Raw genomic sequence first — 23,818 nt, 5'->3', positions numbered from 1 at the left:
CAAATAAATAAAGGACTTCTTCATTTCGCAAAATATCTTTAAAATAAACTGCGCTCGACGATACTTTACAAAGGAAATGCGATGCGATTAACAAAACAAACAAATTATGCTCTTCGAATGCTCATGTATTGCGCAGATAATCAGGGATCACTCAGTCGTGTTTCAGAAATTGCTAAAGCGTATGCTGTTTCAGAGCTTTTTTTATTTAAAATCCTTCAACCGCTTGTTCAAGCAGGCTTTATACAAACAGTGCGTGGACGCAATGGTGGTGTTAAATTGGCTAAACCGGCAACAGAGATTTCTGTTGCTGATGTTTTGAAAGTAACAGAAGATAACTTTTCTCTCGCAGAATGTTTCGATAATGCAGAACCTACTTGCCCATTGATCGATTTTTGTAGTTTAAATATCGCACTTCAAAAAGCATTAAGTGCTTTTTTTGAGGTGTTATCCGTGATATCCCTCGCTGATCTACAACGACCGTCCTTTCACAATCATTTTAAAGTTAATAAACAATAAACTAAAGTTATAAAATAAGGAGATTGAGTATTTCTATTGCAGCAATCATATTAGCCGCTGGACGTGGTGAAAGAGCAGGATCTCCTCATAAAATTCCAAAACAATATCGGCTTCTAGGAAAAAAGCCGATTATTTATCATACCGTGTGCCGTTTTTTGCAGCATCCCGCTATCACAACAATTATCCTTGTTATTCATCCAGAAGATCGTCAAATCTGTGAACAAGCACTCGCCGAATTTAAAGAGCGCTTTATTATCGTTGAAGGAGGCAGTACGCGTCAAATCTCTACCTTACATGGGCTTCAGGCACTTAAAAAATTCAATCCCCAATATGTGCATATTCATGATGGTGCACGTCCCTTTATCGAAAATGAGCTCCTTGATAATATTCATAACACTCTCACACCTCAAGAAGGCGTTCTTCCTGTTCTGCCCATCTCTGATACCCTTAAACGCGTCAATCATCAGTATGTTTTAGAAACAATTCCCCGTACCCATCTTTATAGTGCACAAACGCCACAGTGTTTTCCCTTTGAACCTATCTTAGCGGCCCATAAACAAGCAAAAAGAGTTTGTAAAGAAGATTTCACTGATGATTGTGCAATTGCCGAATGGTTTGGTCTCCCTATGCGCACCATTCCAGGTGATCCTCATAATATAAAAATCACATGGCACAAAGATTTTGATACCGCCCATTTATATCTCCAGAAAAAAATGCAAATGTTCCCTGATATCCGTGTTGGCAATGGTTATGATGTTCATTCTTTCGAAGAAGGGGATTTTCTTATATTATGTGGTATAAGAATCCCTTTTCATAAAAAATTAAATGGACACTCTGATGCGGATGTCGCTCTTCATGCATTAACAGACGCTCTTCTTGCAACCAGAGGTGCAGGAGATATCGGTACACATTTTCCTCCTTCTGATCCCCAATGGAAAAATGTCTCATCAGAAATTTTTCTCCGTCATGCTCTTAGCCTTCTAAAACAAGCAGGAGGGCGTATTGCCAATGTTGATATCACAATTATCGCAGAAAACCCTAAAATTGGTCCCTATCGTCATGCTATGATAGAAAATCTTATGACAATACTTGCAATAACACCGGACCGAATCTCTATCAAAGCAACAACAAATGAAAGGCTCGGATTTATTGGTCGTGGCGAAGGCATTGCGGCTTTGGCAACAGCGAGTATTCTTTATCCAGGAGAAATTCCCAAATGACATATTTTTGTGAAAAACAAGCGCATGAAGTTCTTAATATCTGTCGCCAAAAGAGTTTATTGTTAACAACTGTCGAGTCTTGTACAGGAGGACTCATTGCTGCAAGCCTCACAAATATTGCAGGATCGTCAGATGTCCTCGATTGTGGATTTGTTGTTTATTCCAATGAATCCAAAATGCGCCTTGTTAGCGTGTGTGCTGAACTTATAAAAACCTATGGTGCCGTTTCAAAAGAAGTTGCTCTTGCAATGGCTGAGGGCGGATTAAAACATTCACAAGCTGACATTGCAGTTTCTGTAACAGGAATTGCTGGTCCAGGAGGTGCAAGTCTGAACAAACCTGTAGGACTTGTGCATTTTGCCGTTGCTTACAAAAATCACTCCCCCGTGCACAAAGAAATGCACTTTGGTCATCTTGATCGCAAGGCTATCCGCCATGCAACTGTTGAAAATGCTTTTCAAATGATTCTGGAACGACTTCACTGAATTCCCATATCAATTTCAAAACTCTCTGTTCCACAGAGGAGTCCATAATCATCAGTATCTTGAAAAAAATAATTTATTATCTCCCAACTTAGAAATGAAAGATCTAAATATCATAAGATTATCTCCTGTCCTGTTTATGTTGAATCAAACAAAACCTCTCGTCTCTTGCACGTTACAAGCAGGGAAAACTGTTGCAACATCTAAGAGATAACCAATTATAGTGCAGACTCACTTCTTCATAAGTGTCAATGGAGTGCACAATAGATTTTATACACTTTTACAGGGGTTTTATACTATTTATAAGCGCTGCCGTGAAATGGGTATAACTTGTGCTGAGAGATATTTCTTTAAAGCAAAGCCCATGAATATGTAACACAAGCCGACATCATCACACACTTTGCCAGCTCTCAATATGACGATAACCCTAGGCACTTGAGACCGTTCATAAAAGGCATAACGTTCCTTTCTTTAATAGTTTTTTATCCACACGGCTCTCCCCACTTGTAACGTGCAAGAAACTGGTTTTAATTGATTCAACATCAATAACGCTAGATTATCATTATAAATCAACATCTTTTCTAATTCTATTGTGATGTTCTGTTTAAAGGATGTGCCCTAAAAAAGAAAGAAATCATAAAAATGGAAATCGGTTTTCATCTTTACGCCTTTATAAACAATGTGTCTTGTTAAAAAATAACAGAATAGATTATGTTATTGCAGAACCATAAATCTGATGAGCGCGCTTTTCAAAAGCATCGGTAAATTTACGAAACGCAATATCAAACATTGAGCCCATTACACGTCCAAGTATTTTACTTTTAAATTCATAATCAATGAAAAATTCTACATTACATGCATGAGTATTTTTAATATTATGAAAAATCCAACGATTTTCAAGATATTGAAATGGACCGTCAATATAGTTAACCTCTATCAAACCTTTTTGGGGCTGAAGAAAAACTTGGGTCGTAAAAGTTTCTCGAATAACTTTATAGCCAACGGTCATATCTGCAAGAAGCAATGTCTTTTCCTCACATTCCTTGCGAGAACGTATTCTTAAAGCCTCACACATGGGTAAAAACTCAGGATAACGTTCAATATCTGACACAAGATCAAACATCTCACGAGCACTATGGGCAACTTGCCGATGTGTTGAAAAAGTTGGCATAATTATCTCTGTAAGGCAAATTTTTCATCACGCGCTTTTTGCAAAATGGCAAAATCATCTCCTGCATGATGAGATGAACGCGTCAGAGGATTGGAAGCCATATGTAAAAAACCTTTTACTTTACCAATCTTGGCAAAAGATTCAAACTCTTCAGGAGGCACAAAACGAATAACGGGATGATGTTTTCGCGTAGGCTGCAAATATTGTCCAATTGTCATAAAGTCCACATCAGCAGTACGTAAATCATCCATCAATTGCAGAATTTCATTTCGTTCCTCTCCAAGGCCAACCATAATTCCTGATTTTGTGAAAATTGTTGGATCAAGTTCTTTAACGCGTTGTAACAGCCGAATTGAATGGAAATAACGTGCTCCTGGACGAACCTTCAAATATTTAGAAGGAACTGTTTCTAAGTTATGATTAAAAACATCAGGCTTAGCAGCAACGACAACTTCTAAAGCGCCATCCTTATGACGAAAGTCAGGTGTCAAAACTTCAATTGTCGTTTTAGGCGCTTTTCGACGAATCGCATAAATAACTTTTGCAAAATGCTCAGCCCCACCATCAGCAAGATCATCACGATCAACAGATGTAATGACAACATGCTTTAATTCCATCCGTGCAACAGCATCAGCTACACGTTCTGGCTCGTCATCATCAACGGCAAGCGGAATACCTGTTGCAACATTACAAAAAGCACAAGCACGTGTACATATCTCACCTAAAATCATAAAGCTGGCATGCCGCTGGCTCCAACATTCACCAATATTAGGACAACCTGCTTCTTCACAGACAGTCACTAACTTATGTGTGCGGACAATACCATGCGTTTCTTTATAAACTGGTGATGTCGGTGCTTTTACACGAATCCAATCCGGCTTTTTCTGAACGCTTGTATCCGGACGATGTGCCTTTTCAGGATGACGCAAACGTCTATTCGTAACTCTATCAACAACCGTAACCATTTAAGCCTTTGCCTTATCAATACGAAGTCGCAATGAAAAATATAAGATTTTTCACTCAAAACCAAATCATCAAGCGTTTAAAACTTGACCATAAGCATCCAATACACTTTCTTTCATCATTTCCGATAAGGTCGGATGTGGAAAGACAGTATGCATTAATTCTTCCTCTGTTGTTTCCAGATTCATGGCAATAACAAAACCCTGTATCAGTTCTGTTACCTCCGCCCCTACCATATGGGCGCCAAGAAGCTGTCCTGTTTTTTTATCAAAAATCGTTTTTACTAACCCCTGATCTTCACCCAAAGCAATCGCCTTGCCATTTGCGGAAAAAGAATAACGACCAACACGTATATCATGACCCGCTTCCTTTGCTGCTACTTCTGAAAGACCTACAGAAGCAACTTGCGGTGTGCAATAGGTGCACCCTGGAATTTTTCTTTTATCAAGTGGATGCGTATTTTTCAAACCTGCAAGGTGTTCAATGCATATCACGCCTTCTTCTTCTGCTTTATGGGCTAACATAGGAGGACCTGCCACATCACCGATAGCATAAATACCTGCAATCCCTGTCCAACTCCATTCATCGGTTACAATGCACCCACGATCGGTTTTTATACCCAACGCTTCTAAGCCGATATTCTCAATATTACCCTGCACCCCAACAGCGGAAATCACACGATCAACAGTCATTGTTTCTGTTTTGCCCTGAACATCAATATGTATTGTCACAGAATTGGAAGCTTTTTCAACCTTTGTTACTTTTGCTTGGCAAAGAATACGTAAACCTTTTTTCTCTAACTGTTTACGAGCAAATGTTGAAATTTCAATATCTTCAGCGGGCATGATGTGAGGCATCATTTCAACAACAGTAACCTCAGCGCCCATATCACGATAAAAGGAAGCAAATTCAATACCAATAGCCCCAGAACCTATAACCAAAAGCGATTTTGGCATTGCTGGCGGGATCATCGCTTCAAAATAAGTCCAAATGAGCTTTCCATCTGGCTCAATACCAGGAAGAACACGAGGTCGTGCTCCTGTTGCAATAATGATGTTCTTTGCTTGATAAGTTCCCTTCCCTAATGTTCCTTTAGGAACTGGATTTTGCGGTTGCATAACCGGTTTAGAGGATGAAGAAACTATAATTTCCGCAGGTTGGTTTGCCTTCGCTTCTTTCGTAAGCTTCGCTTCACCCCAGATGATATCAATTTTGTTTTTTTTCATTAAAAAACCAACACCAGCATTTAAACGTGCTGAAACGCTGCGTGAACGTGTCACAACATCTTTGATGTTTGCTTCAATTGAACCATTAATTTTGAGTCCATACTCTTTCGCATGTTCAGCAAAATGTTTCATTTCCGCCGAACGTAACAGGGCCTTTGTTGGAATACATCCCCAATTTAAACAAATCCCTCCCAGATGTTCACGCTCAACAATTGCAGTCTTAAAGCCACATTGCGCGGCACGAATTGCGGTTACATATCCGCCTGGACCTGATCCAATTACAATTACATCATAAAGATTTGCCACAGTAACTCCTCCATGGATATATATAAAATGGATATGAACTTTTTGAACTTAAGACTGAAAATCAACTTCATAAAATCGGCTTATGTTTTTTATTCTACGCTTCACATCAATGCTTTACCCAAACCAGAAACAGCAATAGCATTGATCTTCAAACTTTTTAAATTTGCTTCCACTCTCTTAACATACCCTTTCATAATTTACGTAAAGAGCGGTCATTCAAACCAACATTGCTAATGGATTTTCAATTATCTTCTTAAAGGTCCGCGCAAGCTCTGCCGCTAAAGCACCATCGACAGCGCGATGATCAACAGAAAGTGTAACCGACATAACTGTCGCAACGGCTAATGCACCATTTTTAACAACAGCGCGTTGCTCCCCTGCACCAATCGCAAAAATCGTCGCATGGGGTGGATTAAGGATAGCAGAAAAACTTTTCACACCATACATCCCCATATTTGATACAGCTGTTGTTCCTCCCTGATATTCTTCCATTTTCAATTTGCGCTCACGCGCACGCTTTGCAAAATCCTTCATCTCTTTGGAAATAAGCGATAACGGCTTTTCCTCTGCATGGCGAATAATCGGTGTAATTAATCCATTGGGAATAGAAACAGCAACCCCAACATCACAATGTTTATGATAAAGAATTCCGCCTTCAAGCCAAGAGACGTTCGCATCAGGAACGGCTTTCAAAGAAAGTGCAACCGCTTTGATCACCATATCATTAACAGAAAGCTTATAAGTAGGTTTAGCTTCTTCCAGCATTTTGACCATTGGAGCTGCAGCATTCAATTGTGTCCGCAACGCTAATAGCGCATCAAGTTCACAATCTACGGTCACATAGAAATGTGGAACTTTTTGCTTTGATTCCACCAATCGTGTGGCGATTGTTTTACGCATATTATTATGGGGTGTGAAGAGATATTCATTCTCTTTGAAGAGTTGCAATACCTGTTTGTCAGAATCACCTGCTGCGACTGCCTCTCCAATCCGTGACGAGTCTTGCGAAATATCACCGCCCATAGCTTTTTCTACATCGCACTTAATAATACGTCCATGGGGACCACTTCCAGAAATAAGAGATAAATCAAGTCCTGCCTGAGAAGCTAATCGCCGCGCTAAAGGAGAAGCAAAAAGACGATTCCCTTCTTTACTTTTCTGTACTAATTGCTGAACTGATGATTCATGAGATATTTTTGTCTCCTTTGAATGCAGCGGCTTAAGAGAATATGCCTGTTTTACGCTTTCTGGTTTTTGTGTTGTAGAAGAAGAAGTCTCTTCTACAACTTTTGCAGCTTCAGCTAAGTCTTCACCTTCTTCTGCTAAAACAACAATCAAAGAATTCACTTTAACGCCTTGTGTTCCAGCAGGAACAACGATTTTGGCAACCGTACCTTCATCAACGGCCTCAACTTCCATCGTCGCTTTATCCGTCTCAATTTCAGCAATAACATCTCCAGAAGAAACCTTATCGCCCTCCTTAATATTCCATTTTGTTAAATTTCCCTCTTCCATCGTAGGGGAAAGCGCTGGCATTGTAATTTTAATGGGCATTGTGCTTTCCTCCGTTATGCTCTGTACGTCACAGCTTTAACAGCCTCAATAATTTCAGCAGTATCAGGCAAAGCCAACTTCTCAAGATTAGCAGCATAAGGCATTGGAACATCTTTACCAGAAATCGTCGCAATTGGTGCATCAAGATAGTCAAAAGCCTGCTGCATAACACGTGTTGCTATTTCAGTTCCTACAGATGACTGAGGAAAACCCTCTTCAATTGTTATCAAACGACCCGTTTTTTTAACGGAAGAAAGAATTGTCGGAAGATCCATCGGACGAATGGTTCGTAGATCAATTAATTCAACGTCAATACCAAGTTTCTCAATTTCTGGTAACGCTTGAACAGCATAATGCATTCCAATTCCACAGGCAACAATTGTCACATCTTGTCCAGGCTTATGAATACGCGCCCGCCCAATAGGCAAAATAAAATCATCGAGTTGAGGAACCTCAAATTGATGCCCGTACAAAATCTCATTTTCAAGAAAAATAACAGGATTATCATCACGAATAGCAGCTTTTAGCAAACCTTTTGCATCTGCAGCACTATAAGGCATGATAACTTTCAGACCAGGAATATGACTATACCAGGCAGCATAGCATTGAGAATGTTGAGCACCAACACGAGCTGCCGCACCATTGGGACCACGGAAAACCATAGGAGCAGTCATTTGTCCTCCAGACATATAACGTGTTTTGGCTGCTGAGTTAATAATTTGATCCATTGCCTGCATGGCAAAATTAAAGGTCATAAACTCGACAATAGGACGTAACCCTCCAAAAGCAGCACCAACAGCCAACCCAGCAAAGCCGTGCTCTGTAATGGGAGTATCAATAACGCGCCGTTCTCCGAATTCTTCCAACAAACCTTGGCTAACCTTATAGGCCCCTTGATATTGCGCAACTTCTTCCCCCATGAGAAAAACTTTTTCATCACGCCGCATTTCTTCAGCCAAAGCCTGATTAAGCGCTTCACGGACTGTCATTGTCACCATTTGTGTTCCCGCTGGAATATCAAAATCAGCAGGGATAGCAAAAGTCGGAGACTGCGGAACTGACGGGGAAAGAGAAGGGGAGGATGCTTTAGGTGTTTGTGCTGTATCTGTAGGTTGCGAAATATCCTCAGCACGCTCACCTTCTTCTAATAAAACCGCAATAACACTATTAACCTTTACGCCTTCAGAACCTTCAGGCACAAAAATTTTACCAAGAGTTCCTTCATCAACAGCCTCTACTTCCATTGTCGCCTTATCCGTCTCAATTTCAGCAATAACATCGCCAGAGCTAACCTTATCACCTTCTTTCTTGAGCCATTTAGACAATTTACCTTCTTCCATAGTTGGTGAAAGCGCCGGCATCAAAATATCAATAGACATACTTGCTTCCCTCGCATCAAACTAAAATATCAGTGTAGAGCTCAGAAGCATCTGGCTCTTGATCACTTTGTGCAAAATCCGCCGCATCAGCAACAATTGCACGGACCTCTTTCTCAATAGACTTTAAATCATCTTCGCTCGCCCAATTTTGTTTAAGAATCCGACTTCTTACTTGATCAATCGGATCGTGTTCCTCTTTTATTTTTTGAACTTCTTCTTTAGAGCGATATTTTGCCGGGTCAGACATGGAATGACCACGATAACGATAGGTTTGCATATCAAGAATGATCGGCCCTTTACCCGAACGAGCCCAAGAAATTGCTTTATCAGCAGCACCTTTTACGGATCGAACATCCATACCGTCAACAACAATACCTGGAATTTCAAAAGAAAGACCACGACGAGAAAAATCGGTTTCTGCAGATGCCCGTGAAACGGATGTTCCCATAGCATACTGGTTGTTTTCAATAATATAAACAACCGGCAGCTTCCAAAGTGAAGCCATATTAAAACTTTCGTAAACCTGCCCCTGATTTGCAGCACCATCACCAAAATAAACCAATGTCACATTATCTTTACCAAGATATTGATTCGAAAATGCCAAGCCTGAACCTATGGGAACCTGCGCACCAACAATACCATGTCCACCATAAAAGTTCTTTTCTTTAGAGAACATATGCATCGAGCCACCTTTGCCTTTGGAAAATCCCCTTTGGCGTCCCGTTAATTCTGCCATGACACCACGCGGGCTCATCCCAACTGCTAACATATGGCCATGATCGCGGTAAGACGTAATAACTTGATCACCTTCTTTTGTTGCCTTTAATGTTCCTATAACAACAGCTTCCTGTCCAATATAAAGATGACAAAATCCCCCAATAAGCCCCATACCATAAAGTTGTCCTGCTTTTTCTTCAAAACGGCGAATTAAAAGCATTTCACGATAGGCATCAATTTCTTCCTCTTTTGTAAAAACTGCTATTGGTGCTTTTTTCGTGGTGCTTGATAATGCAGTGTGCGTTACCGACGCAGAATTTTTTTTAAGTCGTTCTGCCATATTAAACTCCCTTTTATGATTATCTAGGAATAACCTTTACGAACGAAAGTTACAAGCCTTATCAATCGGCTTAAACAATATCATTGCTGATTGTCGTTTAAATTAAGCGATTTCTCATTTACCTTTGATATCATTTCAAGGCATTAAGATTGTCAATTCATTTGGCTTAGAAAAATTTAAATTCTTTCGGACATACTCATCCAACATGTCCTTTTCAATATATCCATTGCGTAAAAGAGAAATGCGCTTTTCAATGAATTTCCGCTCAGCTTCTATTTTATGAAGCTCCTTTTCTAATTCGCTAATATACTGATTAACTTCACTGCGTGAATATAATCCATACTCGCCATGATAAATATGGTAACTGAAATAGCTTAAAACACCCACCGTCATAAGAGGTAGTACAAAGCGTACTTTGATTGATCGACGTTTCTGCTTTGTCCACATACAATAGCACAGTCTCTACAGCACAAATTTCTTAATATTCTGCCCAACTATGCACGATTTTGATTAACACCTCATTACCAAATCTACACACGCAAACAATTTGTTACCACCAATTTATCCCCCCCTCAAGACAATCAAAGTAAGCTGAATGCCCCACTTTGTTATATGACAAATATTGGATAGCCTCTAATTTGTGATTTTATGCCCATCTTTATCCCTAAAATTTCCTGTTAAAATGACTATAAGATCAATCAATACCCAAGGTGTAACTATTAAAAAAATCCCTAGAAGCCCAAACCCAAAAAGTGGTATAGTTATCAGACTTATTATATTTATAAGAAGCAGTGCGATGCCCGTTCCAACTTTGCCCACCATAAAACGATGAATTCCTAGTCCACCTAGAAAAAAACAAACAACTGCTAACGTCACTTTTGATTGTTGTGACTGACCTTCAGTCAAGACAGGGAAAATAGATTTAACGGTATCCCCTTCACACACAAAATCAACAACATCACCAACCTTCGGCGGCTTTTTTCCTGACCAATCCCAATTCGCAAACTGATAGCGCTTACCATCAGCACCTGAAATGAAATAATCTCCTTGATCCTCACCGATAATCTTACCTTTCATCTTCACCACCTATAAAATTGTTATTCATAAAGAAGCTTTTCTTCTAATATGATAATATGTTAGATAAACCTCACCGCATGAGTACGATCTGCTCTCACCGTGATATATGACAACTTAAAAAGCTTAAAATCCCCCAACAACTTAAAATTCCCGCAATTATAAGTGGTAATACAAAGCACGTTGTTCGATCTGCACTTTTGTTTTTTATATGAAATAGTACAGTCTTTTTCAATAGTTTTATTTAAATATTTATAGTTTTATTTAATATTTAAAGACATAAATTAAAATAATTTACATTATTAAATTAATATATTAAAAACATTAAAAGTAAAGAAAGTCCCTCACTCTTTACATTTTATATTATTCTAAAATTTCTACCAATTTATAATTTTATCCCCATTTTCATCCCTAAAATATCCGGATAAAATAACTATAAAATCAATAAATGACCAAGGCCCAGTTATTAAAAGTATTCCTAACCCTATAGTAAATGGTATACTTAGTAGGCTTATAAAAAGCATTACAATGCCCGTTCCAACTTTACCTGCCATAAAGCGATGAATCCCCAACCATCCAAAAAACCAACAAACAAGCGCTATCGCCAATCTTGATTTTTCTGACTGCGATTCACTCAAAAGAGGGAAAACAGATTTAACAACATTATCTTCACAGACAAAATCAACGGCGTCCCCTACCTTTGGTGTTTTTTTTCCTAACCAATCCCAACTCGAAAATTGATATCGCTTACCATCAGCCCCTGAGACGAAATAATCTTCTTGATTTTGACCAATAATCTTACCCTTCATCTTTGATCACCTATAAAGCTGCCCCTCATGTGTTATTCATAAAGAGATTATTTCTAATTTGATAATATACCGATTGACCTCACGGCGTAAATAAAATTTGTAGCAACCGTGATAAACGTGAAATTAAAATAGCTAAGCCCCCCCAATAACCTAACGTTTTCTGCTGCTATGAGCAGTAATACAAAACACACCTTAGTTGACTTACATCGTTTTTTTACCTATATAAAATAGCACAGTCTTTTTCAATACTTTATTTAACTGTGCATATTTTTCTTAATATCTCACATTAAAGAGCTAGAGTAAAATAATTCGGTATGATGAACTTAATATATTGATAAAAAGAAAACCAAATTATTTTCTCTTTATTATAAAAATTTTACAGATCTGTAATCTGATTTCCATTTTTATCCGTAAATTTTCCAGCAAGAATGAGTATGAAATCAACAATTGCCCAAACACCAGTAATCATCAATCCAACAACAGATAAAGATAAAACAAGCATTAAAACACCCGTCCGGACTCTCCCAACCATAAAACGATGGACACCAAAAATACCTGCACACCAACAAAGGAGCGCAAACATTATCCTTGAGTTCTCTGTACCTGATCTCAACAATGGAAAAACAGAACTGACTACACCTCCTTCACAGACAAAATCAACGGTATCGCCAATCCTCGGAGATTTCTTTCCCAACCAATCCCAAGTCGCAAACTGATAACGCTTACCATCATCGCCCGAAACGAGATACGTTCCTTGATCTTGACTAATAATTATACCTCTCATCTTAATCCCTATAAATTTAAATGCCTATAAAATAATTGCTCTATATCTTTGATAAGACAGCTCAATTTTATAATCTAAATGATCTTATACTTTCATATTTTTTGCTCACAACAATCAACGATATACATCACCAGCATAACGCGCTTGGTCCCCTAGCATTTCTTCAATACGAATAAGTTGATTGTATTTTGCTAATCTATCCGAACGTGCAAGAGAGCCTGTTTTAATTTGTCCGCAATTCGTTGCAACCGCAAGATCGGCAATGAAAGAATCCTCCGTTTCTCCTGAGCGATGAGATATAATGGCACGATAACCCGCTTTATGTGCTGTTTCTACAGCATCAAGTGTTTCACTCAATGTCCCAATTTGATTAACTTTTATGAGAATAGAATTGCCTACTCCCATCTTGATACCCTCACGCAAACGCGCTGAATTGGTTACAAATAAATCATCGCCCACAAGCTGACATTTTTCTCCAATTGTATCAGTAAGAAGCTTCCAACCTTCCCAATCATCCTCTGCCATTCCATCTTCGATGGTAACAATAGGATAACTTTTCACAAGGTGCGCCAAATAATCGACTTGTTCTTGGATGTCACGACATTTTCCCTCACCTTTATAAAAATATGAACCATTTTTATAAAACTCAGTAGAAGCACAGTCTAAACCAATGGCAATTTGCTCACCTGGTTTATAGCCACATGTTATTATGGATTCCATAATAAAATCAATTGATTGGTCTGCACTTTTAAACTGAGGTGCAAAACCACCTTCATCACCAACATTGGTATTATATCCTGCATCTTTTAAACGCTTTTTCAACGTATGGAAAATTTCAGCACCATAACGGATGGCCTCTCTCACGGTAGGAGCTCCTACCGGAATAATCATAAATTCTTGAAAATCAATCAAGTTATCAGCATGAACCCCACCATTAATAATATTCATCATAGGTGTTGGAAGAATATGCGCTTGCGGTCCACCAATATAACGATACAAGGGTAAATTTAATGAGTTTGCGGCAGCTCTTGCAACAGCCAATGAAACACCAAGAAGTGCATTAGCACCAAGACGGGCTTTGTTTGGCGTTCCATCCAAAGCAATCATCGCTTGATCAATAGCGATTTGGTCTCTTGCATCCCGCCCACCAAGTTCTTCAAGAATTTCGCCATTGACTACAGCAACCGCTTTTTCAACACCTTTCCCTTGATAACGCGGACCACCATCACGAAGCTCTATAGCCTCATGTGCTCCCGTTGAAGCTCCTGAGGGAACCAGCGCGCGACCGAAAGCGCCATTTTCCAAATGAACATCAACTTCTACCGTTGGATTACCACGGCTATCAAGAACTTCACGCCCAAGGATATCGACAATGATTGTCATCTATGTTTCCTTATCCAATAAATAAAAGCCGCGATTCATCTCTAATGTCCTATTCATGAAATACTTCTCTCTTCTTAATTCAATTTTTTTGATAAATCGTCAAATTCCATTAAAGTCTCAAGCAATCTTTGTAAATCATCAATTTTAATCATATTGGGTCCATCAGAAGGGGCATGATCTGGATCTTGATGTGTTTCTAAAAAAATACCGGCAACCCCAACAGCAACAGCTGCACGCGCTAATACTTCAACAAATTGACGCTGTCCACCAGATGAAGCCCCTTGCCCTCCAGGTTCTTGAACAGAGTGTGTTGCATCAAAAATAACAGGCGCCCCAAATGAACGCAAAATAGGCAACGAACGCATATCCGAAATAAGTCGGTTATAGCCAAATGATGTACCGCGCTCACAAAGCATAACATTGGGATTACCACTGTGAACAACCTTTTTTAAAACATTCTCCATATCCCACGGCGCTAAAAACTGCCCTTTTTTAATATTAATAACACACCCTGTTTTTGCGGCAGCAATCAAAAGATCTGTTTGACGACATAAAAAAGCGGGTATTTGTAAAATATCAGCCGTAGAAGAAACAATGCTACATTGCTCTTCGGTATGCACATCAGTCAATATGGGACAATCAAACTCTTTTTTTAAATCAGAGAAAATGACCATTGCTTTTTCAAGACCAATGCCCCGTGCTGCACTCAAAGAGGTACGGTTGGCTTTATCATAACTTGATTTATAAACAAACCCGATACCAAGCTGATCGGCAATTGTTTTAATACGACCAGCCATTTCAAAAGCATGATCACGACTTTCCATCTGACACGGCCCTGCAATTAATGAAAGGGGCATTTCATTTGAAAAAATAACATTTCCAACTTTTACTTCGGCATTTGGTTTTGTCATTTTATCCCTCAAAAGAAAAGTAACCAAATTTATACCTTAAACCAATCGACTTTGTTCTACAGCAGCTTCAATAAAAGAAGCAAAAAGTGGATGGGGTTCGAAAGGACGTGATTTTAGTTCTGGATGATATTGAACACCAATGAACCATGGATGATCTGCATATTCTATCGTTTCCGGCAAAATGCCATCGGGAGACATGCCAGAAAAAATCAAACCACACTGCTCTAGCCTGTCTTTATAATCAATATTGACCTCATAACGATGACGATGTCGTTCAACAATCTTTGTCATCCCATAAATCTTAGCAATATGACTTTCTTCTTTTAATTCAGCAGCAAAAGCACCAAGGCGCATGGATCCACCGAGATCACCATTTCTTGTTCGTTTTTCAAGAATATCGCCTTTGACCCATTCGGTCATTAAACCTACAATTGGATTTTCTGTTTCGCAAAACTCACTTGATGATGCATTCTCAATCTGTGCAATATTGCGCGCAGCTTCTATACAAGCCAATTGCATTCCAAAACAAATCCCTAAAAATGGAATTTTACGCTCTCGTGCAAATTGAATGGCTCGAATTTTCCCCTCTGCTCCTCGAGCACCAAAAGCCCCAGGAACCAAAATTCCATGCGCTTTTTGTAAAGCTAAAACGGAATCTTCTTTTTCAAGAAGTTGCGAATCAATCCACTCAATATTAACTTTTACTTTATTCGCTAAACCACCATGCGCAATCGCTTCGATAAGAGATTTATAAGCATCCTTTAAGCCCGTATATTTTCCTACAACAGCAATCGTAACTTCTCCTTCAGGATGGTGAATACGATGCGTAATATCTTCCCACCGATCCATCTGAGGCGGAGGAGCCGAATCGATTCCAAAGGCGCAAAGAACTTCAGAGTCTAAACCCTCTTTATGATAGGCCATGGGAACGTCATAAATTGTAGGCATATCTAATGCCTGAATGACCGCTTTGGCGCGAACATTGCAAAAAAGTGATAATTTGCATCGCTCTGTTTCTGGAATAGACTGATCTGCACGCACAAGCAAAATATCAGGAGAAATACCAATTGATTGCAATTCTTTGACAGAATGTTGTGTTGGCTTCGTTTTTAATTCACCTGCCGAGGGGATATAAGGCATTAATGTAAGATGGACATAAACAACATTTTGTCGGGAGAGCTCATTACCAAGCTGTCGAATCGCTTCAAGAAAAGGCATGGCTTCAATATCACCAACTGTTCCACCTATTTCACATAAAACAAAATCAAACTCTTCATTTCCCATCATAATGAATCGCTTAATTTCATCTGTAACATGCGGAATAACTTGGACTGTTGCCCCCAAATAATCACCCCGCCGTTCTCGTTCAATGATATTGCGATAAATACGCCCTGTTGTAATATTATCTTGGCTATTTGCAGAACGCCCCGTAAAGCGCTCATAATGACCAAGATCAAGATCCGTTTCCGCACCATCATCAGTCACAAATACTTCACCATGTTGATAAGGAGACATTGTCCCTGGATCAACATTTAAATAGGGATCAAGTTTGCGAAGGCGTACACGATAGCCACGAGCCTGTAATAACGCTGCTAACGCCGCCGCTGCGATGCCTTTTCCGAGGGAAGAAACCACACCACCAGTAATAAAAACATAACGTGCCATGGGCTTATGGTGATAAGCAATTTATTATGATTTTTCCAGCAAAAAATGAAAAAAGAAGCAATTTTTCCTCTAAAATAAAAAAGGTGAAAAAATCACCTTTTTAAAAATCTATATTTTCTTTAAAGAACTATTTTGTATTATGATCCGGAACTGTGTTTTCAAGAACCGGCGGAACTGGGGTTTCCGCTTCAGGATTTTTAAGCGATTTTTGTTCCTGCGGAGAATCGGAAGGACCTCCTAGCTGTTCAAGAATAGAAGGGGAAGACTTGTCATCTGATGATGGAACTGATTCTGAGTTTTTATTGGTAGAATTCTGCTCTGAATTAACCGGTATACGCTTTAAAATATCAGAGCTCGAATTTGATATACTTCCCACAACAGTAAGTCCAATAGACACAACAAAAAAGCAACAGGCTAAGATAGCTGTCAACCGTGTTAAAGGATTTCGAGATCCACGGGTTTTCATCAGCCCTGAGCTATTACTCACACCGAGCCCACCGCCTTCTGAAGGTTGGATTAAGATCACCCCAACCAAAGTAATCACAATCAATAAATGAATAACAATAAGTACTGTTTGCATAAACCCTGCTCTTCCAATAACTCTTTCATAAGCTCTTTACACATAAATAGCACACAATCCAAGAGAGAACTCAAATTTCTCTGTTATAATTTACGACAAACATCGCAAATCGTTAAAAAATCAATGGCTTTTAAGCTAGCTCCGCCGATCAAAGCCCCATTAACATGAGGAATACTTAAAAGCTCAAAAGCATTGGATGTCTTCACGGATCCACCATAAAGCAAACGTATCTTATTGCCTTGATCACCAAAACGAGAGTGCATCTCATCACGAATAAAATGATGCACTTTTGCAATATCTTCTGAAGTTGCCGTATTGCCAGTACCTATCGCCCAAACAGGTTCATAAGCAATAATAGTATTGTCTGCTGTTGCATCATCTGGTAAAGACCCTTCAAGCTGCTGAGAAAGAACATCCAACACTTTATTATTATCACGCTCCTCTAATGTTTCCCCAATACACACAAGCGCCACAAGACCTGCGCGCCATGCTGCTTGCACTTTGGCACAGACAATTGCATCATTTTCCTGATACACTGTACGACGCTCTGAATGCCCAAGAATAACGTGACTTGCTCCGGCTTCTTTAAGCATAAAAGCTGAAATATCTCCCGTATAGGGACCATGATCATCAAAGTGACAATTTTGTCCTCCTAAAAGGAGATTTGCACCATCCAGCATATCAGAAGCACGCGATAAAAGCGTTGCTGGAAGACAAATGAGCGCTTCAAATAGATGATTGAGATCAGAGCTAGCACCTGTAGCAATAGCACGTAACTCTCCAAGCGATTCTCTCGTTCCATTCATTTTCCAATTTCCAGCAAGAAAAGGCCGAATATTTCGAGACATATCTTCACCTCAAGAGCTCTTATAATACTTCATTTATTTGTAGTAACAAATTATAAAACGAAAGCAAATCTTTAAAAGCTTGCATCTTTCGTCTCTTTATTGCAAATTCCATTACTAATTTGATAATAACTTATGTTTAAAATGGAATTGAACAATGCTTGACGTCATAAGAAGTGCTACAAATTCTTGGATTTTCAGAGTTTTCCTTGCTATTTTACTCTTATGCTTCATTCTTTTATGGGGGATACCACAGTTACACACAAAAAGCGAAAGAGATCTTATTACTTCTGGAAATTCCATCGTAACGATCGATGATTATCGTCTCGCACTTGCCGATCAAAGCGTACGTTTAGCACAGGCTGCTCATCTTGGACGGATGTTTACACCAAATGAAATGCAGCAATATCAAATTCCCGCTTTTGTGTTTAATCAATTACAACAAAATGTACTTCTGGATGAACAAACCCGTAAAATGAAAATAAATCTTTCAAAAGATACCATCGCTCATACGATTGGTTCTGATAAGATGTTCCAAATAAATGGTACATTTGATAAAAATTTATTTTATAACTATCTTCAGCATTTACGGATCAGTGAAAGTGCTTTTCTTAATTATTATACCAAACAAGAAAAGCGTAACCAACTTATTGCAGCTTTACTCTCTAATATGAAAGCACCCAATCTCTTTTATAAAGCACTTGCTCTTTATCAAGGAGAAATGCGGAGTGCTGATTATCTCATTATTGATCTAAAAGAAAAGCAAACAATTGCTGACCCTGATCACGAAACACTACAAAAATGGTTTGAAACACATCAAAGTGAATTTCGCACTCCAGAATACCGTACTGTCTCTTTGCTATCTATGGAACTTAATAATTTCGTAAAACCTAAAGATATCTCAACAGATGAGGCTAAAGCCTACTATACCCAAAATGCTTCACGTTTTGTAACGCCTGAAAAGCGCACATTCGAAGAACTACGATTCCCCACACGCGAAGAAGCCGATAAGGCAGCAAAAAAAATAGCCGATGGATTGAGTTTTGATGAACTGGTAAAAACTGAAAAAAAGACTCTTAATGATATAAAAAAAGGGCCTCTTACAGAAAATGAACTTCCTAATCATCTTGCATCTGAAATTTTTGGACTCCCACAAGGACAAATCAGTCCTGTAATAAATGATTTACAGGGACCTGTTCTCGTTCGCGTCACACATATTGAACCTTCAAGCTCTCTTCCTTTTGAAAGTGTAGAAGAAAATATTCGTCAAACACTTGCTAAAAATCGTGCTGCTGATGAGATCCGGAGCAATTATGTATCCATTGAAAATGCTCGTTTTGAAGGCGCTTCTTTTAAAGAGCTTGCAGACCAGTACAAATTAACTCTGCGCACAATTACCCTTGATAAAACAGGCAAAACGCTTGAAGGTACAGTCCTCACGGATTTGCCTCAAAAAGATACTTTACTAAATGCTATCTATCAATCAAATGAAGGCGTCGATCTTGATCCTCTCTCTTTTCAAAATGGTGAATATCTCTGGTATAAAGTCGATAAAATTATTCCAGCCCGCAATAAAACACTAGAAGAAGCTAAGATAGATGTTCTTTCTCAATGGAAAAATGAGGAGATCCAACGCCTTCTCGATGAAAAAGCCCAAAATGCTCTCAAACAGCTTATGGAAGGGAAAAGTCTGGTTGCCCTTGCTCGAACACTTGGTGTTACAAAACAAACAACGCCCCTTCTCCGGCGTCAAGATCCCTCTGAAGTTCTTGGTGTTGAAGGGATTAAAACGTTATTTTCTGGTCCCCAAGGTCATTATGGCATCATAAAAGGTCCGGTTGCAACAAACCGTATCGTTTATCAAATAAAATCTGTAACGATGCCTAAAGATATCACGCCTCATACTCTTTCACCTGAGGTTCGGGCTAATATAGATATGATGATAAGAGAAGATCTTAAGCTAGAAATCCTACAAATTGCCAATCAAGAACATCCTTCGGAAATTAATAGCAAAAATTATAATCAGATCTTTAATACTCTCCAATAAAAAGGGTTAAGAACGGCATTACAATTAACGCTCTCGCAAGTCAGCGAATTTATGGATTTGCGAGAAAATAGGTGATGGATATGTAGTGTCTGTTTTTTTCAACACATTTAGAAATATTATCTATACAAAGGTTTATTTGATATGATATAAAAAAATCAATAAAGTCAATATGTTGAGTGAAATCATTTAATATGAATCCACTTAAGAATCCACGCTTTTATACGTGATTCATTTGACCATTTTTTATATAAGATTATCACGTATGAATAGAGTATAAAAAGCAAATTATGATGTAAATATTATAACGCATGTGTCATTTAAATAAAATGAAAAGCAGTTATCATTCATAACGGTTCATAAGAGCCATTTTTTAATCCTTTCTTATGCAAATTTGATCCACACACTCATCCCACTTACTATGTGCAAATGAGTGGTTTTGATTGAAGCAATATAAACTGATTTAAAATGAGACAATCTTAGGTTATTCAGGACTCTCATTCAATATGAATAACGCTAGATTATCATTATAAATCAATATCTTATCAAAGGTTGTAAGGGGTGTCGTTAATTCAGCTATAAATGTCATGCTTCTTGTCATTACATTTACAGCTTGTCATATTTCTACTCTTAATATTCATTCATAAGGAACCTATTGCTTCTTCCTTCAATGATTTTCATTGACACACCGAACTATGATATGGAAAAAATAAACTCTCATGATAAATTAATATTTTTATATATCATAGCAATCATCAATTACAGATTCATAACTTTAATTTTTCAAAAATGAGCGTTTTTCTATAGCCTTAATAGGCGGCTAAAGTAATTTCTCTCGTAATAAAAGAGAAATTATATTTCATTTGAAAATAAAATACGACCAATACATTTAGAGTCCCCAATACGAAAATTATTTATCAAATGAACCAATCTATTAGGCTTTATCTTATATTTTTGTATAATATATTGATTTATAATAATAATATAGTATTATTTATATTGAATAAAAATCCTAAATACCATAGGATTCTTTTATTCTGAACTCATTCCATGTTGAATCAATCAAAACCTCTCACTTACACATTACAAACGGAATGAGCGTTTGGATAATAAACATTAAAGAAACAACATACCTCTTATGAAGAATTCCAAGGGCTGTCGCAATATTGGGAGCTGGACGCCGATGTAACAATGGTGCCGGCTTGTGCCTCTCAAGCCATCCAATACATTGTATTTTCAAGGTCTTAAAATTTCTTATTCTTTTGCGTTCATAGAAAGAATTACATCAACGTTTTTTATAACAAGGAAATGGTTTGATATTACAGTATCTCTTTTTATCTTCAATATGAAAAAATCAGCTTAATTCTAATGTCGTCATATTCTTTTATAATATCTTTGGAAAATGACCGCTTAGTGCTGCTCTTGTTATCAACCAATAGCGATGTATCAATGACAAAGTTGCACTTTCTTGAAAAATAGTAGCTCTCAGCTGTAGAGCCTTTTGAAGAGAAGCCGGTATAATGACCAATGGAAGAAAAGCTGGTTTAAGAGCTCTAGGTATAGCAAGAGAAGACGCGTAAAATTTGCTATAATGATCGCGTGATAATGCGACCATAGCTTCTACAATACGGTTCTTTTGTTGATCACTGAGACGATGAGAATCCAAATCCTTCCTATTCACCCCTACAGCCTGCAACATATCAGTAGGTAAATAATAGTGATAGCGTGATTGCATGAAAGATAAAAGGCGTAATACACCACTTAGTCCTTGAGCAATTCCTCCATGTTTATAGGTATCTGTAAAATCTTGTGTGGCATCAGGATCTAATATCTGACAAGAAAGCTGTAAAATTATACTTGCTGTCTCACAACAATAATGCTCGAGATCATGAAGGGTTTCTAGTGGGTTGTGATAAAGATCTAAAATTTGTGCATCACAATACCGCAAAAAAGCTGTCTTAGGTAAATTAAAAAGAGTCATTGCTGTCAATAAATCATTCAAAATTGGATGACTTCCACTCGCTTGCATTTCACTATGCGCGATAGAATCATACCACCAGCGTAATCGTATTTCTCCGATGAGAGGATTATGAACACTTTCGCGAATACGAGAAATCTCAGCATTAAATGCATAGAGAGCAGCCAACGCTTTGCGCTTTTTTTTAGGTGCAAATAAAACCGATATATAGCGATCACGATCTATGGTACGTAAAATATCAAGACAATAAGGAAGAGAACTTATCATTCTATGAACCTATTAACGTCCCTTTTTTAGCCATTCAATTAATATTCTCTTTTTATTCATATTAAAAAATGAGAGATAAGGAAATACGGCTCAGAGAATAAGATTTTTAAATGTGTCTTTTAATGCATGATGAATGAAGGTTTCTTTTCTAGTCACTTTTCTTTTCCCAAAGGAAATTTTTTAAAATTAAAAATTAAATTAATCATTTTTTTGATAAAATTTATCTTATAAGCTGAAACTTTCATTTGTCATAAAAACAGCTAAAAATGAACCGTAACATGCGTAATGAAACTTATGACAAAAGACAACGCAAAACTCTTTTTAACTGAATAGATGACAATACACTTTTATAGAAAATAACTGATTATAAAAACTTCATCAAATGATTGACCTCTTCTCTTTTCTAAGAAGCAAAGATTTCTCTCCGCACCAGTCTGGCAAAAATCCAATTGTTTTTGATAAGTTGCTATCGCTCATAAGGAATTAGTTGATAATAATACTTTATCGTTTTGCCTGTTGAATTAGAAACCCTAAGATCATATCATTCTTTCACTTCAAACCTATTCCCTTTCACGTGACACACAAAGCGGATGTGTAGATGTTTTTAAAAAAAAATCCTGCTTATAAATCACCTCAAGTGCCAAAGGCTTATCACTTATGTGATATACTAGGCCCTATAAGCTAGGCCTGCTCTGAATAGCTGCTGTATTAAAAATACACTTAATGTATGAAGTTATGTATATTTTACGTTCCTTATATCACCGCCTTAAACGACGACGGTATTTTACGGTATAGAAAAATAATTGCCTTTGTCCTCTATGCTAGACAAGGGCATTTATTTTATTAAACAATGCTTTACTCTACCGCAAATAATAATGCCGCAACAGCGCGATCTTCAGCCAATAAAACATTAAATGTACGCACCGCTGCTCCTGTACTCATTGTATCTGATGAAATACGCTTTTCCCATAAAAGAACCCGTAACTCTTCAGGCAATCGTAATAATTCAGTTCCAGTCCCTATTAATAAAACTTCAATCTCATTTTCCTCTTCTAAAACACGAGATAGATCCCCTTGAGTGGGAATAGGCTCAGCCATATCAATGCCATAAATTCCTGATGGGACACAAATAATAGAACCTCTATGTGACATATCAGCAAAACGAAATCCACCATTTCCATAAGCATCAATAGGCGCACGACTCGGAAAATGTGCTTCACGAATTTGAATGGCATCGGACATAAATAAGCACCTTTTATTTTTAAAAACCCTCTTATCTTTTACTTCTCACCATAAAAGTTAACGGCAATACAAATAGTGATATGTTAACCCTAGCCCTTCAGAATATTGAGGTAGAGATTTTACTATAAAATTTTGATCGGATCATACAACAAATATATGAAAATTTAGCCATAAACTGCGATTAAATGCTATACTTACCTAGCTTTTAAAAATTTTTCTGATTAGTTACCACAAAGATAAGAAACTTCTCTTTGATGGAAATGAGTGAATTGTTTAAAAGACAGGAAAACTTGTCGTAATATCCTATAAATAAAGCAACCGTTTTAATCGCCTACAGAAAACAAAGACACCACTTTCTGTCG

Annotated in this window: 21 protein-coding genes; 4 read left to right on the top strand and 17 right to left on the bottom strand. The window is 37.9% G+C overall.

The window, feature by feature from the left end; translation table 11 throughout:
* The first annotated feature begins 81 nt into the window (after positions 1 to 81).
* Genes rirA through D1093_RS05830 form a run of 3 tightly spaced genes read left to right on the top strand, consistent with a single transcriptional unit; the run spans position 82 to position 2,221 of the window.
* Positions 82 to 516, top strand: a complete 435-nt coding sequence (gene rirA / locus D1093_RS05840; RefSeq protein ID WP_120101301.1) for an iron-responsive transcriptional regulator RirA — start codon at positions 82 to 84, stop codon at positions 514 to 516.
* A 23-nt stretch (positions 517 to 539) separates the two neighbouring features.
* Complete coding sequence (locus tag D1093_RS05835) at positions 540 to 1,736, top strand: bifunctional 2-C-methyl-D-erythritol 4-phosphate cytidylyltransferase/2-C-methyl-D-erythritol 2,4-cyclodiphosphate synthase (RefSeq protein WP_174767398.1); 1,197 nt, start codon at positions 540 to 542, stop codon at positions 1,734 to 1,736.
* A complete protein-coding gene (locus tag D1093_RS05830) occupies positions 1,733 to 2,221 on the top strand; it encodes a CinA family protein (RefSeq protein ID WP_120101299.1) in 489 nt (162 codons plus the stop codon). The genes D1093_RS05835 and D1093_RS05830 overlap by 4 nt, the downstream gene beginning before the upstream one ends.
* Before the next feature lie 706 nt (positions 2,222 to 2,927).
* Here D1093_RS05830 and D1093_RS05825 read toward each other — a convergent pair.
* The 15 genes from D1093_RS05825 to tpiA all read right to left on the bottom strand — a co-directional run bounded on the left by D1093_RS05825 (position 2,928) and on the right by tpiA (position 17,928).
* Positions 2,928 to 3,389: a type II toxin-antitoxin system RatA family toxin gene (locus tag D1093_RS05825; RefSeq protein WP_120101297.1), complete on the bottom strand. Its 462-nt coding sequence runs from the start codon at positions 3,387 to 3,389 to the stop codon at positions 2,928 to 2,930.
* Positions 3,390 to 3,391: 2 nt separating this feature from the next.
* A complete protein-coding gene (gene lipA / locus D1093_RS05820) occupies positions 3,392 to 4,354 on the bottom strand; it encodes a lipoyl synthase (protein ID WP_012231419.1) in 963 nt (320 codons plus the stop codon).
* A 69-nt stretch (positions 4,355 to 4,423) separates the two neighbouring features.
* Complete coding sequence (lpdA, locus tag D1093_RS05815) at positions 4,424 to 5,884, bottom strand: dihydrolipoyl dehydrogenase (RefSeq protein WP_120101296.1); 1,461 nt, start codon at positions 5,882 to 5,884, stop codon at positions 4,424 to 4,426.
* A 216-nt stretch (positions 5,885 to 6,100) separates the two neighbouring features.
* Positions 6,101 to 7,438 (bottom strand): pyruvate dehydrogenase complex dihydrolipoamide acetyltransferase, encoded by a 1,338-nt coding sequence (locus D1093_RS05810; protein WP_120101294.1) that lies wholly within the window; start codon positions 7,436 to 7,438, stop codon positions 6,101 to 6,103.
* Between the two features lie 14 nt (positions 7,439 to 7,452).
* Complete coding sequence (locus D1093_RS05805) at positions 7,453 to 8,817, bottom strand: pyruvate dehydrogenase complex E1 component subunit beta (protein WP_120101293.1); 1,365 nt, start codon at positions 8,815 to 8,817, stop codon at positions 7,453 to 7,455.
* 16 nt (positions 8,818 to 8,833) lie between these two features.
* A complete protein-coding gene (pdhA, locus tag D1093_RS05800) occupies positions 8,834 to 9,874 on the bottom strand; it encodes a pyruvate dehydrogenase (acetyl-transferring) E1 component subunit alpha (RefSeq protein ID WP_120101291.1) in 1,041 nt (346 codons plus the stop codon).
* Positions 9,875 to 10,009: 135 nt separating this feature from the next.
* On the bottom strand, positions 10,010 to 10,321 hold the full coding sequence (locus D1093_RS05795) for an FtsB family cell division protein (RefSeq protein WP_120101290.1): 312 nt from the start codon (positions 10,319 to 10,321) through the stop codon (positions 10,010 to 10,012).
* A gap of 186 nt (positions 10,322 to 10,507) precedes the next feature.
* Positions 10,508 to 10,951: a TM2 domain-containing protein gene (locus D1093_RS05790; protein WP_120101288.1), complete on the bottom strand. Its 444-nt coding sequence runs from the start codon at positions 10,949 to 10,951 to the stop codon at positions 10,508 to 10,510.
* A gap of 374 nt (positions 10,952 to 11,325) precedes the next feature.
* Complete coding sequence (locus D1093_RS05785) at positions 11,326 to 11,757, bottom strand: TM2 domain-containing protein (protein WP_120101287.1); 432 nt, start codon at positions 11,755 to 11,757, stop codon at positions 11,326 to 11,328.
* Positions 11,758 to 12,133: 376 nt separating this feature from the next.
* Positions 12,134 to 12,541 carry a TM2 domain-containing protein gene (locus D1093_RS05780; RefSeq protein ID WP_120101285.1) on the bottom strand — a complete coding sequence of 136 codons (408 nt, stop codon included), beginning with the start codon at positions 12,539 to 12,541 and terminating at the stop codon, positions 12,134 to 12,136.
* Between the two features lie 114 nt (positions 12,542 to 12,655).
* Positions 12,656 to 13,924 (bottom strand): phosphopyruvate hydratase, encoded by a 1,269-nt coding sequence (eno, locus tag D1093_RS05775; RefSeq protein ID WP_120101283.1) that lies wholly within the window; start codon positions 13,922 to 13,924, stop codon positions 12,656 to 12,658.
* 74 nt (positions 13,925 to 13,998) lie between these two features.
* Positions 13,999 to 14,835, bottom strand: a complete 837-nt coding sequence (gene kdsA, locus D1093_RS05770) for a 3-deoxy-8-phosphooctulonate synthase (protein WP_120101281.1) — start codon at positions 14,833 to 14,835, stop codon at positions 13,999 to 14,001.
* 36 nt (positions 14,836 to 14,871) lie between these two features.
* On the bottom strand, positions 14,872 to 16,500 hold the full coding sequence (locus tag D1093_RS05765; RefSeq protein WP_120101279.1) for a CTP synthase: 1,629 nt from the start codon (positions 16,498 to 16,500) through the stop codon (positions 14,872 to 14,874).
* A 127-nt stretch (positions 16,501 to 16,627) separates the two neighbouring features.
* Positions 16,628 to 17,080 (bottom strand): preprotein translocase subunit SecG, encoded by a 453-nt coding sequence (secG, locus tag D1093_RS05760; RefSeq protein ID WP_120101277.1) that lies wholly within the window; start codon positions 17,078 to 17,080, stop codon positions 16,628 to 16,630.
* 83 nt (positions 17,081 to 17,163) lie between these two features.
* On the bottom strand, positions 17,164 to 17,928 hold the full coding sequence (tpiA, locus tag D1093_RS05755; protein WP_120101275.1) for a triose-phosphate isomerase: 765 nt from the start codon (positions 17,926 to 17,928) through the stop codon (positions 17,164 to 17,166).
* Positions 17,929 to 18,082: 154 nt separating this feature from the next.
* Between tpiA and D1093_RS05750 the strand changes: the two genes are divergently transcribed.
* Entirely contained in the window at positions 18,083 to 19,972 is a 1,890-nt protein-coding gene (locus tag D1093_RS05750; protein WP_120101273.1) for a peptidyl-prolyl cis-trans isomerase, read from the top strand.
* Between the two features lie 1,381 nt (positions 19,973 to 21,353).
* On the opposite strand, the gene D1093_RS05745 is transcribed toward D1093_RS05750, so the two are convergent.
* Together D1093_RS05745 and D1093_RS05740 are read right to left on the bottom strand one after the other, a co-directional pair.
* Entirely contained in the window at positions 21,354 to 22,214 is an 861-nt protein-coding gene (locus D1093_RS05745; protein ID WP_120101271.1) for a phytoene/squalene synthase family protein, read from the bottom strand.
* 855 nt (positions 22,215 to 23,069) lie between these two features.
* Positions 23,070 to 23,456, bottom strand: coding sequence for an Mth938-like domain-containing protein (locus D1093_RS05740; protein WP_120101270.1), 387 nt, complete (start codon positions 23,454 to 23,456; stop codon positions 23,070 to 23,072).
* Positions 23,457 to 23,818: the final 362 nt, after the last annotated feature.

Origin of the sequence: Bartonella kosoyi, from assembly GCF_003606325.2 — a bacterium.
In the GTDB taxonomy this organism is placed as follows: Bacteria; Pseudomonadota; Alphaproteobacteria; order Rhizobiales; family Rhizobiaceae; genus Bartonella; species Bartonella kosoyi.
The sequence above is the reverse complement of the archived record's forward strand: the minus strand, read 5'-3'. Positions and strand labels throughout refer to the sequence as shown.